Annotated in this window: 9 protein-coding genes; 7 read left to right on the plus strand and 2 right to left on the minus strand. The window is 62.5% G+C overall.

Going from position 1 to position 14,109, the window contains the following annotated elements; translation table 11 throughout:
- The first annotated feature begins 57 nt into the window (after positions 1–57).
- From RC54_RS11365 to RC54_RS11375, 3 genes are read left to right on the plus strand one after another with little or no spacing between them, the layout of a single operon-like run.
- Positions 58–1,662, plus strand: a complete 1,605-nt coding sequence (locus RC54_RS11365; protein ID WP_061789175.1) for a sensor histidine kinase — start codon at positions 58–60, stop codon at positions 1,660–1,662.
- A gap of 32 nt (positions 1,663–1,694) precedes the next feature.
- Positions 1,695–2,156, plus strand: coding sequence for a response regulator (locus RC54_RS11370; RefSeq protein WP_061789174.1), 462 nt, complete (start codon positions 1,695–1,697; stop codon positions 2,154–2,156).
- Entirely contained in the window at positions 2,156–3,328 is a 1,173-nt protein-coding gene (locus RC54_RS11375; protein WP_061789173.1) for a hybrid sensor histidine kinase/response regulator, read from the plus strand. The genes RC54_RS11370 and RC54_RS11375 overlap by 1 nt, the downstream gene beginning before the upstream one ends.
- A gap of 22 nt (positions 3,329–3,350) precedes the next feature.
- On the opposite strand, the gene RC54_RS11380 is transcribed toward RC54_RS11375, so the two are convergent.
- Positions 3,351–5,549, minus strand: coding sequence for an ATP-binding protein (locus RC54_RS11380; RefSeq protein ID WP_061789172.1), 2,199 nt, complete (start codon positions 5,547–5,549; stop codon positions 3,351–3,353).
- A 694-nt stretch (positions 5,550–6,243) separates the two neighbouring features.
- On the opposite strand from RC54_RS11380, the gene RC54_RS11385 reads away from it, so the two are divergent.
- Together RC54_RS11385 and RC54_RS11390 are read left to right on the plus strand one after the other, a co-directional pair.
- Positions 6,244–6,609: a hypothetical protein gene (locus tag RC54_RS11385; RefSeq protein WP_058895361.1), complete on the plus strand. Its 366-nt coding sequence runs from the start codon at positions 6,244–6,246 to the stop codon at positions 6,607–6,609.
- A 353-nt stretch (positions 6,610–6,962) separates the two neighbouring features.
- Positions 6,963–9,986, plus strand: a complete 3,024-nt coding sequence (locus tag RC54_RS11390; protein WP_174526082.1) for a hybrid sensor histidine kinase/response regulator — start codon at positions 6,963–6,965, stop codon at positions 9,984–9,986.
- A 104-nt stretch (positions 9,987–10,090) separates the two neighbouring features.
- Here RC54_RS11390 and RC54_RS11395 read toward each other — a convergent pair whose 3' ends face one another.
- Entirely contained in the window at positions 10,091–10,372 is a 282-nt protein-coding gene (locus RC54_RS11395) for a PAAR domain-containing protein (protein WP_058895363.1), read from the minus strand.
- A gap of 279 nt (positions 10,373–10,651) precedes the next feature.
- On the opposite strand from RC54_RS11395, the gene RC54_RS11400 reads away from it, so the two are divergent.
- A complete protein-coding gene (locus tag RC54_RS11400) occupies positions 10,652–12,787 on the plus strand; it encodes a TonB-dependent siderophore receptor (RefSeq protein ID WP_373281439.1) in 2,136 nt (711 codons plus the stop codon).
- Between the two features lie 66 nt (positions 12,788–12,853).
- The gene (locus RC54_RS11405; RefSeq protein WP_061789169.1) at positions 12,854–14,104 is read left to right on the plus strand and encodes a PepSY-associated TM helix domain-containing protein; all 1,251 of its coding nucleotides are present in this window, start codon (positions 12,854–12,856) and stop codon (positions 14,102–14,104) included.
- Positions 14,105–14,109: the final 5 nt, after the last annotated feature.

The raw sequence follows: 14,109 nt of genomic DNA on the forward strand, positions 1-14,109 counted from the left end.
TCGATCCTGATCGATGACTTTGCACCATGAGAATGATCATGAAGCTGGCGGACGCACATGAGACTACTGACCAGGGGCTTGCTGATCGTTGCCATTCCAAGCCTGTTTGAAGTGTTGCTGTTGGGGGCCTTGTTCAAGGTCCAGGCCGATGCCGAAGAGGCCGAGCGTTGGGCCGCGCATTCGGCGCAGGTGGTCAACCAGGCCGCCGAGGTGCGCGAGCCGATGTTGCTGGAGTCGGCGCGCATCCGCAATGCCATCCTGCTGGACCAGACCGATCCCATCAGTCGGGCCGACATGTGGGCCGAGCTGGAGGTCAAGGCTGGCGAACTGGCGCGTCTGGTGGCCGACAATTCGGCCCAGAGCAATGCGGTGCGCGGCGTGCATGAAGCCATTGCGCGCTACCGCACATGGGCCGACAGTGCGCGCGAACGGATGAGCCGCGGCCAGCGGGAAGAGTTGATCCGCCAACTGCGCGACGAACAGGGCCCGCATCGGCTCTCCGAATTCCTCTATCGCCTGGATAGCTTCGTGGCCGAGGAGCGCCGCTTGGGCACGGAGCGCACCGCGCAATTGCAAGCGGCGCGCTGTTCCCAGACCTGGCTGCTGATCCTGGCGGTACTGGGGTCTATCGTGACGGCAGCACTGGCTTCGCTGGCCTTCACCCGCAGCATCAGCCGCCGCATTGCGGTCTTGATCACCAATGCCCAGCGTCTGGCCGATGGGCAGACACTGGCCGCCCGCGTGGGCGGCAATGATGAGATCTGCCAGCTCGACGATGCTTTGCACCGCAGCAGCGAACGCCTGGCCGAAGCCTCGCGCCAGGCCCTGGGCTATCGCCAGGAGCTGGAGCAGCGCGCGCGTGAACTGGCCGATGTCAACCACGACCTGCGTCAGCAGACCCAGGACAACGAGATGTTCATCTACAGCGTCTCGCACGACTTGCGCTCGCCGCTGGTAAACCTGCAGGGCTTCAGCAAGGAAATCACCCACGCCACCCGCGATCTGCTGGATGAGGTCAAGCGCCTGCACCTGCCCGAGGCTGACCGCAATCGCCTGCGCGCGCTGGTGGAGGAGGATATCCATACCTCGCTGCGCTTCATCCAGAATGCCGTCACCCGTTCGGCCGGCATCATCGACGCCATGCTGCGCCTATCGCGCGCCGGTCGGGTGGAATACCAGCCGGTGATGCTGGACATGCACGCCATCGCACAACGCATCGTCTCGGCCATGAACGGCAGTATCCGCGCCAAGGCGGCGCAGGTGGAGATCGAGCCCGACCTGCCGCCCGCCTATGGCGACCCGACCTCGGTGGAGCAGGTGCTGGGCAATCTGGTGGCCAATGCCGTCAATTACCTGGATCCGGCGCGCCAGGGCCACATCACCATTGGCCACGTGCGCCAGGCCGACAACATCGCTGCCGCCCCCAGTCTGGTGACCTATTTCGTGCGCGACAACGGCCTGGGCATTCCGGCCGCTTACATGGACAAGATGTTCATCGCCTTCCAGCGCCTGCATGGCAATGCCGCCAAGGGCGAAGGCATCGGCCTGGCGCTGGTCAAGCGGGTGGTGGAGCGGCATGGCGGGCGCATCTGGGTGGAGTCGGTAGAGGGGCAGGGCAGTTGCTTCTTCGTGGCCCTGCCGGCACGCCCGCCGGTGATCTGAAAGCCTTGCAACCTACAACCAAGGAGAACGAGATGGCCACAGAGCAGAGCGTCAACATCATCCTGGTCGAAGACGACGACGGCCATGCCTTGCTGGTCGAGAAGAACCTGCGGCGCGCCGGCCTGGTCAACGGTTTCACACGGCTGCACGATGGCCAGGCGGCACTGGATTACTTCTTCGGCAGCGAGTTGCCGCGCAGTGAGCTGCAACAACTGGTGGTACTGCTGGACGTGAACATGCCGCGCGTGAACGGTGTGGAAGTATTGCGCAGGATGAAGCAGGAGCCGGCCACGGCAGCTATTCCCGTGATCATGCTCACCACCACCGATGACCCGCGCGAGATCGCCCGTTGCTACGAGGTGGGCTGCAACGTCTACATCACCAAGCCGGTGGAATATGACGATTTCATCGAGGCGGTGCGGCGCCTGGGCTTCTTCCTGCAGGTGGTCAAGTTGCCCGTGCCGGGCAGCTTGGTGCGTGACAGTGAGGCCTGATGAGTACCACTGCCGCCCACGTGTTGGTGCTGGAAGACGATGAAGGTCTGCTGGCGCTGGCCACCCGCGTGCTCAACAAGCATGGTCATCAGGTTACCGCCGTGACCGACGCCCAGGCTGCTCATGCCGCAGTGCGCCAGCAGCGACCGGACCTGTTGATCGTGGACTACAACCTGCAGGCCCTGGAGAGTGGCCTGGATTTCTTCCGCAGCCTGCGCTCGGCAGGGGTGGAGATACCCGCCATCATGGTTTCGGGGGTGTCGGATGAATTGCGTATCATCGAGGCCCTGCGCGCCGGCATTGCCGATGTGCTGCCCAAGACCAGCGATTACCTGGATTACCTGGCACAGGCCGTGGAGCGCGTGCTGGGACAGCACGCGCTGCAACGCCAGACGCTGGAAGCGGCCCGTCTGCAGCAGCAGGAGCGCCAGACGCTGCTGCAGGCCGAACGCACCGCGCGTGCCGAAGGCCAGCGCGCGAGCCGGATCAAGGAACAGTTCGTCGCCACCTTGTCGCAGGATCTGCGTACGCCCTTGAATGCCATCCTCGGCTGGGCCCAGTACCTGCTGCGCGACGCTGCCGATCCGGTCAAGCTGCACAAGGGCTTGCAGGTGATCGAGCGCAATGCCCGGCTGCAGGCGCAACTGGTGGAGGAGCTGCTGGACATGAACCGCATCCTTTCCGGCAAGTTGCGTATCGCCACCGAGCAGATCACGTTGGAGGAAGTGATGGCCGATGCGGTAGAAGAGGTGCGTAGTGCCGCCGTCGCCAAGACCATCCAGATTGATGCTACCTCGCCTGCCAGTGGCGTGGTCCTGGGTGATCGCACCCGCCTGCGCCAGATACTGCGCAAGCTCCTGATCAATGCCATTCGCTTCACCCCACCCCAGGGGCGTGTGGTGTTGTGTTCGCACCAGCGACAGGACGAGATCGAACTGGAGGTCAGCGACACTGGCCGTGGCCTGGCCCCGGCATTGCTGGCGCATCTGCTGGAGCCGGACGGCCCTAGCCACGCCGGTGCCGGGCTGGGCCTGGGCTTGGCCGTCGTGCGCCAACTGGTGGAATTGCATGGCGGGCGCTTGCGCGCCGAGAGCCCCGGCCCCGGTCTGGGGGCCAGCTTCTACGTCGCCTTGCCGCTGGCAAGGCCAGCAATCAAGCCACAGGCAAGCTGAAAACGCAGCGCTGCGGTCAGCTTCAGCCGGGCAGGATGGGAAGGGTGACGGTGAAGGTGATGATGTGGTTGTCGCACTGTACCTCGATCTTGCCGCCGTGGCCGCTGACAATCTCGCTGACGATATATAGCCCCAGGCCCAGGCCGCGCGCATTGCGCCGGTTGCCCATGGCTTCCTTCTTGTAGGGCTTGAACAGGTTGTCGCGCACGGCCGAGGGAATGGCGGCACCGTAATTGGAGACCGACATCGTCAGCACGTCTTCGCGCCGGAATACGATCAGGGTCGAGGGCTTGCCGAGCTCGCCGTGGTGGCGGGTGTTGGAGAGCAGGTTGGAGACCACCTGGCTGATGCGGTCGCCATCCAGGTCGATTTCGCCGCAGTCTTCCGCTTCCAGGATGATCTCGTTGTCGGGATAGGCCATGCGGGCTTCGTTGACGATCTCGTTGACCATCTTGCACACGTCCACCGGACGCCGCTGGATGTCCAGGCCCATACCGCTTTGCAGGCGGCTGATGTCGAGCACCTGGGCAATGAGGCGATGCATCCGGCTGGACGAAGAAGAGATGCGCTTGCTCAGGTTGGAACTGGAGGGCGAATGCTCGCGCACCTCGATCATGCGCGCGGCCATCATGATGGCTTGTAGCGGATCGCGCAGATCGTGGCCCAGCGTGGCCAGCAGGGTTTCGCGGGCACGCTTGACCATGTTTTCGTTGGACAGCGCCACTTCCTGGAAGTCCAGACGCAACTGGTTGGCCGTTTCCAGCTCGGTGGTGTCCCACGGCAGGCTCTTGCCGCGCACGGTTTCCTTCCATACTGCAAAGGAGCCGCGCGGCGTCAGGCGCGGGCCCAGCGGGCCGATGCTGTATTGCTTTTCCGGGTTGCCTCCCCAGCGCACGTCTTCCACCTGTTCGCTACGGAACCAGAACGCATAGCCATCCTGTTGGCGATAGAAACGCACCGCCAGCACCCCGCAGATATCGCCCATTGCTGCCTTCAGTGCCGGTACGTCGGCCCCCAGCGCATTGGTGTAAAAGAGGTCGCCTGGTTCGTTTTCATTGAGCCAGTTGATGAGGGCATTGACGCCCTCGCGCGAAGGTGACTTGCCAAATACCTGGGTCTTGCGGTCGACCGAGATGGCCCCGCCGTGGCTGTTCAAGAGGCGCAAAAAGCCTTGATGGTCGGACCCCAGGGCCAGCACGATGTCTTCGCGGTCGGTGACCTGGGCCACGATCTGGCGCCGCAGGGCCGCATTGTATTCCAGCGCGCGCGCTCGCTCGCCGTTGAGATTGCGTTCCACCAGGGCGCTGACGAATTGCGCCAGCAACTGGCACGACATGCGTACCGCATGAGGCACCAGGTGTGCCTTCATGTGGTGGCAGGCAATCAAGCCCCAAAGACGCTCGCCGATCACGATGGACAGGCTCATGGAAGCGCCCACTCCCATGTTGCTGAGGTATTCGATGTGCACCGGTGAGACGCTGCGCAGCATACCGTGGCTCAGGTCCAGCGGCCGCCCGGTGAGTGGATTGAGATCCGGTTCCAGGGCCACGGTGGGGGCGAGCACGTCGGCAATCAGGCGGATCGGGTTGATCACGTACAGGCGCCGTGCCTGGGTCGGGATGTCGCTGGCGGGATAGCGCTGGCCAAGGAAGGGCTCCAGATCGTCGCGTTTGTGTTCGGCCACCACTTCACCGCTGTCATCGTGCAGGAAGCGATAAGCCATCACGCGGTCAAAGCCGGTGATGCGGGCGATTTCATCCACCGCCAGCGTGAGCAGATCGTCCACGCCCGGTTGCCGCTGGATGCGCTGGATGGCCTGGTGCGCGGCCAGGGCGAAGGCGTCTAGGGGGAGCGCATCGGCCGCTCGCTGCTCGAATTCGGCGATCAGGACGCCCTCCGATTTGTGCGTGACCAAGTCGAAGGTACCGCTGTCGAGGGTAATCATGTGCGCGTCCACGTAGCCCTGGTGGTCAGCCAGGGCTGCCTGGATCAGCGCGCGTGTGGCCGCATTGAGGTGGGGCTCGCCCAGCGCCTGGCCGATCTCGGGCAACGGGCCCAGCAAACTGCCGGCATTGGCGCTGCGGGTGGCCAGTTCGCCCTCGGGGGTGAAGCACAACAAGGCACCGTGGTTCTGGATAGAGCCGGGGATGTGGATCGGTTCCTGGTCACAATTGCTCAGATCGACGGCGCGCTTGCGGCTTGCGTGGTACGGGTTGCTCATGCACTACTTTCCCGAGGCCTGCCGAAACAGAGCATCGAATTGTCATCGCGATGGGCTGCGGCGACAAGTTGGAGGGGGGCTCTAAACCGATGGCATCTGACGGAAACGCCGCAATTTCCGTGGCAGCAGCGTGGAGGCTACCGTAACTGGGTAGATGCCTGTCTTGGTCGTTGAGAAATTCCAATTATAGGCGTCATCGTCAATCCGGTGCAGGCGCGGCAATAATTAATTACTGCACGCTGCACGCTGCACGTTGACGATCCGTATTGTCTCGCCTGGCGCTGGGGATTTCCGTTTTGTCCTACAAGTCAATCGGGATCCGTCCGATAGGGCTCATCCGTGCTTGGTTTTAAGATCGGCAAAACTCTTAGAAAACTCGCAGAAACAAGGTGGCACGCGGGCAGACATAGCCTGACGATGCCCTACGGGAAAAGAACCTCGGTGCGGTGCTGTCATGTGCGCTCTTCCAGTTTGGCTGGACCCGGCTAAAATGAGTGTCATATGAAGGTTTAGACAGCGCAGTGCCCAGGGACAGACCAGGGAGCCAAGCACATCATGCTGTCGGTGAAGAAAAGGGTAAAGATCGATTGCAGTATCGGTCCGGCGGCAGCGCCGCCGGCCAGCCAGGAAAAGCTTACGTTGCAACCAGCCCGGCGCACGTTGTCGGCGTCGCATCTTTGAGCAGGGTAGCCTCATGGAAAAACCTGATTCCACCCATCCTTACGATCCCAGCATCGCCATCCCGCAGGGCGACTGGACCGCCTACCGCAACCACATCTCCAGCCAGGCCAACGGCGCGGGCGAACCCGAGGCCGAAGCGCTGGTCAGCTTCGCCGCCCCCGGACAGGATTCGGCCGGCCAGCCCCTGCATGGCGAGCAAGATATCCTGGCCTATCGGCGCCGTTGCGCGCGCGCCTATATCGGCATGAATGGCCGCCTGGGTGGCCGTGCCTACCGGCCCAACGAACCGGTGATCCTGACCCAGGAGGCGGTGCAGGAACTGGCGGAGCTGAACCGTTTGCTGCGCGAAGAGCGGGCTCAGAAAAAGAAAGCCGGTTGAGTCCGATACGTTCATTTCATCGCTGGCACAAAGCGCTACGGGATGTAGGCGCATGGCGCGATTTTATGTAGGAAAACAGGAAGTCGCCGCATTTGCCTGCCTGGCCTGGTTTTGCGCTTGATCGGCGGTTTTTCGCCGGCTGGGACCGGGGCCGGACCTCGCGGCGGCTTCCCGTATAATCGTCTGCGGCACGCGGCAGGCTGGCCGTCTACAGTTGACCGATGCAGCCTGCGCCAAGCGGATACGAACAACAATGAAGGGACCGGCAGGGGCAAGATGGTGCATGGCGACTGCCTGCCAGACCGACCCCGGTGCTCACCGTCACAGCTAGGCTTAAAGGTAAGTTTCACGACATGGCAGAAATTTCTTGGTTGCGCGGCGCGGGCCTGGCCGCGCAGATGGTCCTGGCAACCGATTGGGCGACCAGCCCCCTGGGGCCTTTGGCGCAATGGTCGCCGACCCTGCGCACTACGCTCAATATCGTGCTGCATTCACCCTTGCCCAGCCTGCTGGTGTGGGGACCGTCGCGTCAGATGCTCTACAACGATGCCTTTGCCGCCTGTATCGGCGCGGCCCATCCGGCCGCTTTCGGCGCGGCCCTGACGGAGTCGGCCCTGTTTGCTGGCGCGGCCCGTCCCTGCCAGGAGGCCATCGACTCCGCCTTCGATGGCCAGCCGCAACAATTGGGCCGTTTATCCTTGTTCCATGATGAGGCCCAGTCCATCGTGGTCGCCAGCCAGTGGGATTTGTCCTGCCTGCCAGTGTGGTATCAGGCAGAGGGCGAGCGCGATGGCGTAGCCGGCGTGCTGTGCAGCTTCACGCGCGCCACCGGCCTGGATGCGGCGCTGGCCGCCTCCGAGGCCAGCGTGCGTGCCAACAATGCCTTCGTGCGGCAATTGCTGGATTCCACTGATCAAGGTTTCTTTTCCATCGACCGCGATGGCTTGCTGACGCTGTGCAATGCCGCCTTTCTGCAATTGCTGGGCTATGCCAGCGAAAAGGACGTGCTGGGACGCTTTATCGGCGAGGTGGTCCAGCCGGTGGCGCGCAATGAATGCGCGGTGCTCAAGGCGGCGCGCGAAGGGATCAGCGCCCAGGTCGACAGCGAAGACTTCAGGCGCGTCGATGGCAGCAGCTTCCCGGTGCAATACCAGGCCCATCCGGTGTGGCAGGACGGGCAGTTGCAAGGGGCGCTATGCACCTTCATCGATCTGACCGAACGGCGGCGCGGAATGCAGGCCCTGTCCTGGAGCGAGAATCGCCTGACCGCGATCTTCAACCAGGCCTCGGTGTGTTTCTCGGAACTGGATCTGAAAGGTCGCTACATGCGCGTCAATCAGGCGCTGTGCCGCATGTTGGGTCGCACCGAAGCCGAGATGCTGCAGATGACCCTGGCCGACGTCACCCATCCCGATGATGTGCCGATGAACATGAGCCTGTTCAATCGCTGCATCGAACACGGCAGTTCCTTCACCCTCGAAAAGCGCTACCTGCGCCCGGACGGCAGCGCCTTCTGGGTCTCCAGCGACATCAGCCGTATCGTCGATGACCAAGGCCGGCCGCAGGCCATGATCGCGGTGTCCACCGACATCACCGAACGGCGCCGCGCCGAAGAAGCCCTGCGCGAGCTCAACGATACGCTGGAGCAGCGCGTGGTCGAGGAAATCCTGGAGCGTACCCGCGCCGAAGCGGCGCTGCGCCAGATGCAGAAGATGGAAGCGGTGGGGCAACTGACAGGCGGGGTGGCGCATGACTTCAACAATGTCTTGCAGATCATTGGCGGCAACCTGCAATTGCTGCAGACCGAGCCGCGCCTGGATGAGCGCAGCCGGCAGCGCGTGCGCACCGCCATCGGCGCGGTCGATCGCGGCGCCAAGTTGTCGTCGCAATTGCTGGCCTTCGCGCGCCGCCAGCCGCTGCAACCGCGCAGCATCAACCTGGAGCGCGTGGTGCAGAACATGGATGACCTGCTGCACCGTGCGGTCGGGGAAAATATCGAGATTTCCACCGTCATCACGCAAGACCTGTGGAACAGTATGCTCGACCCCAACCAGGTCGAAAACCTCATCATCAACACCGCCATCAATGCGCGCGACGCCATGCCCAACGGTGGCCGGCTGACGCTGCAGATCGACAATGTGCAGTTGAGCGATCCGGCTTTCCTGTCGCAGGCCGACCTGGCTCCCGGCGACTACGTGCAATTGCAGATTTCAGATAATGGTGCCGGCATGTCGCCCGAGGTGAGGGAACGCGCCTTCGAGCCCTTCTTCACCACCAAGCGCGAAGGCGAGGGTACCGGCCTGGGGCTGTCGATGGCCTATGGTTTCGTCAAGCAGAGCAAGGGCCACATCAGCCTGCACAGTGAACCGGGCAAGGGCACTACGATCCGCATCTACTTCCCCCGCTGCGAGGAAGATGAGGTGCTCATCGACGATAGCCGCGACATGGACGTGGGCGGCGGCGATGAAACCATCCTGGTGGTGGAAGACGACGCCAACCTGCAATTGACGGTGATCGACACCCTCTCTTCGCTGGGCTACCGCGTGCTCAAGGCCGACCATGGCGAGCAGGCGCTGGCCATCCTGCAAAGCGGGATGGCGGTGGACATGATGTTTACCGATGTGGTCATGCCCGGCAGCGTGCCGGTGACCGAACTGGCGCGCCAGGCGCGGGCCTTGTTGCCAGACATCGAGATCTTGTTCACCTCCGGCTACCCACGCGACGCCATTGTGCATGAAGGGCGGTTGGATGCGGGCGTGGAACTGCTCTCCAAGCCCTATCGCATCAATCAGCTGGCACAGCGCATCCGACAGATGCTGTCCAACCGGGCGCATCGTATCGAACTGGCCCAGCTCACGCGCGAGCGCGACCAAGCCAACGCCAGCGCCACCCTCCATGTCCTGCCGGTGGGAGATCACCTGCGGCTACCGGAAGGCCAGGATGCGCACTTCGATCAGGCTACCGCTACCCGCGGCAGCGCTGCGATGGTGGCCGCAGCGCCTGAGCAAACACAGGAGTCCGCCAGCGGATTGCGTTTGCTGGTGGTGGAAGACAACGTCGATTCCCAGCAACTGGTGTGTGAACTGTTGGAGACGCTGGGCCACCAGGCGCGCGGTGTGATCAGTGCCGAGGATGCCCAGCAGGCGCTGGGTGAGCAGAGTTTCGATGTGCTCTTTACCGACGTCAACCTGCCCGGCATGTCCGGGGTGGATCTGGCCAAGAGTGCGCTGGAACGTTTCCCGGAGATGTCAGTGATCTTCGCTTCCGGCTATGGTGCCATGGTGGCGCGCAACGTAGGCTTTGCCTCGCACTCGCTGCCCAAGCCCTACGATATCGACCAGTTGCAGGAGATCCTCAGGAAGATCGCCACCGCTTGATGCGATGGCGCGGGGCAGGGCGCTTCAGGCTCTGCCTTGCCTGCATTGGCGCGCCACGGACGGCCTGCGCGTCTTGATGTGAGCGGGCAGTTGTTGCGCATGGATCAGTCTTTCTTCGGCGTGGCGGCAATCCTGGCCAGATATTGGGTAGCGATGAGCACCGCGCCACACGAGGTCATCATCCCTTCCACGGCGACCTGGCGTCCCAGGTATTCGTAGGTTTCTTCACCTGCCAGGATGAGAAATTCACATTGGCATTGCGGGCAGTAGCCGCGATGGCCGACACCGGCCATGGCCTTGCCATACAACTTCACATTGGCAAACCCTTCCTGCACAACGCCGCCGTGCGAGGTGGGATCGTCGAGACGGATGATGGCCCTGGACATGTGCGCTCTCTTCACGGAAAGAAAAACAGGAAGATAAGGCCAGCGGTCCGGCTGTTGTGCATAGGTGGCGAGAGATCAAGCACATTCAGTAATTTTTGTAGTGCTAACTCGAATCTTTTCTAGGTCATCGCCGCGTGGGCCAGAAACTTTGTAAGGAAGGTTTCCTTTTTTTGTCATATTTCATAAAATAAATAAGAACTATTATCGTTCGTATTAATTAAAATGAATATGAAGAGGAAACCCTTGCTCCAGTCTTCCCTGCGTGCGCGTCCCTGCGTCATGTCTCGTGCCTTGCGCCCGGTCTTCATCAGCATGGCCCTGGCCGGCTGCCCCGCGCTGGCGTTTGCACAGTCGGAGCAAACGGGCGCTGCTGATGTTGCTGCAACCGCCAGTGGCAACGGCCAGTTACCGACCGTGACGGTCTCGGCCGGCGGCGCAGGCGAGGGCACGCAGCACCTGCAGAGCCAGACCAGCGCCGGTGCATTGGGATCCCGTTCGCTGCTGGAGACGCCCTTTTCCATCACCAGCATCACCGCCGGTGACATCGCCGACAAGCAGCTCAACAAGCTGGGCGATCTGTTCTACAACGAGGCTTCGGTCAGCGACAACAGCGCCGGCTACAGCGCCTGGGCGTCCTACATCACCATTCGTGGTCTGCCGGCAGACTGGCAGAATTCCTTCCGCATCGATGGCAAGCCCTTCCTTGGCTATGGCATCACGCTGCCCTACGAACACTTCGAGCGCATCGACCTGCTCAAGGGCTCGGCCGGCTTCATGTATGGCTTCGGTTCGCCGGGTGGCGTGCTCAACTACGTCACCAAGAAGCCGACCGATACCCCGCTGCGCAGCATGTCAGTGGGCTACACCAGCAACAACATCTGGAGCGAGCACGTCGACCTCGGTGGTCGCTTCGGCAAGGACCACATGTTCGGTTATCGTCTCAACGTCACGCATGACCAGGGCGAGACCTTCAATGAAGGCCACATCCGCCGCAACTCGGCCTCGCTGGCGCTGGATGGGCGCCTCACGCGCGAGCTGACCTGGGACTTCCAGGCCATCTGGCAGAACAGCAATTCCACCGACCAGACACCGTCTTTTGTGACCAGCAGTCTCGCCGGTGGCCGCCTACCCTCGGTAGTCAGCGGTACCGACAAGAACCTGGCCGGTCCGGGCCAGCATCTGGATACCAACTTCCAGTTCTACCAGACCGGGCTGACCTATCGCCTCAATCCCGACTGGAAGGCCAACCTGAGCTACAGCCACAGCACCGCCAAGCGCTTCCGCAATGAAGACATCGCCATGCTCTCGGATGCGGCTGGCAACTACAGTGACTGGCGCTCCGATAGTCGCGAGGGCCATACCTTCGACCAGTGGCAAGCCATGCTGGAGGGCAATGCGCGTACCGGCAGCATCGACCATCAGCTGGTGCTGGGCGCGTCCTGGCAGAAGCAGGTCAATGACTACTCGATCAGCTCGGTGTACCAGCAGATCGGCAGCGGCAATCTGTACGTGCAGAACACCAATGCCTACTTCAGCAATACCGATCTGCAGACCTATCACAACGCCATCATCACCCAGCAGGCGATCTTCGCCAGCGATACGCTGAACTTCTCGCAGCGTTGGTCGCTGCTGGCCGGGGGGCGCTACAACCAGTTCAAGCAGGACAACAACACCACCAGCGGCGCCCTCAGTTCGCGCTACGACAAGTCGGCCCTGACGCCGACGGTGGCCCTGATGTTCAAGCCCGAGAGCAACACCACCCTCTACACCAGCTATGTCGAGTCGCTGGAGCAGGGCGGGGTGCCCGGCGTGACCAACACCAACTATGGTAGCCAGTTGAAGCCACTTAAGAGCAAGCAATACGAGATCGGCGCCAAGACCGACCAGCAGAACTGGAGCGCCACCGCTGCGCTGTTTCGCATCGAGCGCGCCTCCGAATACACGCTGGACGGTGCGCTGGTGCAGAATGGCCAGTCCAACTACCAGGGCCTGGAACTGGGCGCGGCCTATCGCCCGACGTCGCAGTGGCAGGTGGGTGGCAGCCTCATGCTGCTGGACGCCAAGTATGAGCGCGGCAATACCTTCAATGGCAATCGCGTAGCCGGTGCGCCGCGCAACATGGCCACCGCCCAAGTGGCCTACCTGGTGCCACAGGTGGCCGGCCTGAAGCTCTCGGCCGATGCCAAGTTCACCGGCAGTACCATGGTGAGCGCCGCCAACGACATTGAACTGGCAAGCTATACACTCTTCAACCTGGGCGCCAGCTACACCACGCGCATCGGCCAGCACGACACCACCTTCCGGGCGGCGGTCAACAATGTGCTGGACAAGCGCTACTGGCAATACCAGTACGAGAACTACATCAAGCCCGGTGACCCGCGTACCTTCAGCGTGTCGGCCAAGGTCGATTTCTGAGTGCGGGATGCAAGCCTTCTTGCAGGACATGCACCGTTGTTCCAACTAACCGGGTAAAACCAGCCTATGCGCGCCCTTCTGGTTCTTCTCCATCGCTGGTTCGGCCTGGCCGTGGCCGTATTCCTGTTCATTGCCGGTGTGACCGGCGCGCTGATCTCCTGGGATCACGAACTGGATGCCTGGCTCAATCCGCAACTGTTCGACGCTCATAGCGCCCAAGGGCCGGTTGCCGGCCAACCGCTGCCCGGCCTGGAGCTGGCGCGGCGGGTGGAAGCTGCCGAGCCGGCCCTGCGGGTGACCTATGTGCTCACGGAGACCGAGCCCGGTCACACCAGCAACATGATGGTCGAGCCACGTATCGACCCTGCCACCGGCAAGCTCTATCACCTGGACTACAACCAGATCGCAGTCGATCCGGTCACCGCCGAGATTCAGGGGCGACGCATGTGGGGAGCTATTTCACTCTCGCGCGAGAACCTGCTGCCTTTTCTCTACAAGCTGCATTACACGATGCACCTGCCCGAGGCCGGTGGTATTGAAACCGGCATCTGGCTTATGGGCATCATTGGCATCGTGTGGTCGCTGGATTGCTTTATTGCGCTCTACCTGTCCTTCCCCAACTGGCGTAGCTGGCGCAAGTCCTTCGTGTTCCGCTGGCGCGACGGCGGCCACAAGTTGCAGTTCGACCTGCACCGCTCAGGCGGGGTCTGGATCTGGGTTCTGCTGCTGGTGCTGGCGGTGAGCTCGGTATCGATGAACCTGGAGGGCCAAGTGATGCGTCCCATCCTGCAGACGTTCTCGACACTGACCGCCAGTCCTTTCGATACACGCACGCCCCTGGCGCCAGAAAAAGTGCCGCAGCCACGCATCTCGCGCGAACAGGCGGTGGTACTGGGCCGTGAACAGGGGCACAAGCTGGGGCTCACCGAGCCGGTGGGCGGGGTGTTCTATTCGGGCATGTTCGGCGTGTATGGTGTGGGCTTTTTCCAACCGGGCAATGACCATGGCGATGTCGGCCTGGGCAATGCCTGGCTCTATTTTGATGCCATGAGTGGCGCCTATGAAGGCGGCAAGATTCCCGGTCGCGGCAGTGCCGGCGATATCTTCCTGCAGGCGCAATTCCCGCTGCATTCCGGTCGCATCCTCGGGTTGACCGGGCGCGTACTGATCTCGCTGATGGGTGTACTGGTGGCGATGCTGTCGGTCACCGGTGTGATCCTCTGGGTGCGCAAGCGCCGTGCGCGCGTGCAACAGCGTGCGCGCTTGGCCGAAAAAAAGACACCGGCCCGTGAGAGGCCGGTGACCGGACTGCGCTAGGGCCT

This window comes from Herbaspirillum rubrisubalbicans (assembly GCF_003719195.1).
GTDB lineage: Bacteria > Pseudomonadota > Gammaproteobacteria > Burkholderiales > Burkholderiaceae_D > Herbaspirillum > Herbaspirillum rubrisubalbicans.

Coding starts and splice junctions, on each gene's coding strand:
- RC54_RS11365 (WP_061789175.1), top strand. CDS start 58: ATGAGACTACTGACCAGGGGCTTGCTGATCGTTGCCATTCCAAGCCTG.
- RC54_RS11370 (WP_061789174.1), top strand. CDS start 1,695: ATGGCCACAGAGCAGAGCGTCAACATCATCCTGGTCGAAGACGACGAC.
- RC54_RS11375 (WP_061789173.1), top strand. CDS start 2,156: ATGAGTACCACTGCCGCCCACGTGTTGGTGCTGGAAGACGATGAAGGT.
- RC54_RS11380 (WP_061789172.1), bottom strand. CDS start 5,549: ATGAGCAACCCGTACCACGCAAGCCGCAAGCGCGCCGTCGATCTGAGC.
- RC54_RS11385 (WP_058895361.1), top strand. CDS start 6,244: ATGGAAAAACCTGATTCCACCCATCCTTACGATCCCAGCATCGCCATC.
- RC54_RS11390 (WP_174526082.1), top strand. CDS start 6,963: ATGGCAGAAATTTCTTGGTTGCGCGGCGCGGGCCTGGCCGCGCAGATG.
- RC54_RS11395 (WP_058895363.1), bottom strand. CDS start 10,372: ATGTCCAGGGCCATCATCCGTCTCGACGATCCCACCTCGCACGGCGGC.
- RC54_RS11400 (WP_373281439.1), top strand. CDS start 10,652: ATGTCTCGTGCCTTGCGCCCGGTCTTCATCAGCATGGCCCTGGCCGGC.
- RC54_RS11405 (WP_061789169.1), top strand. CDS start 12,854: ATGCGCGCCCTTCTGGTTCTTCTCCATCGCTGGTTCGGCCTGGCCGTG.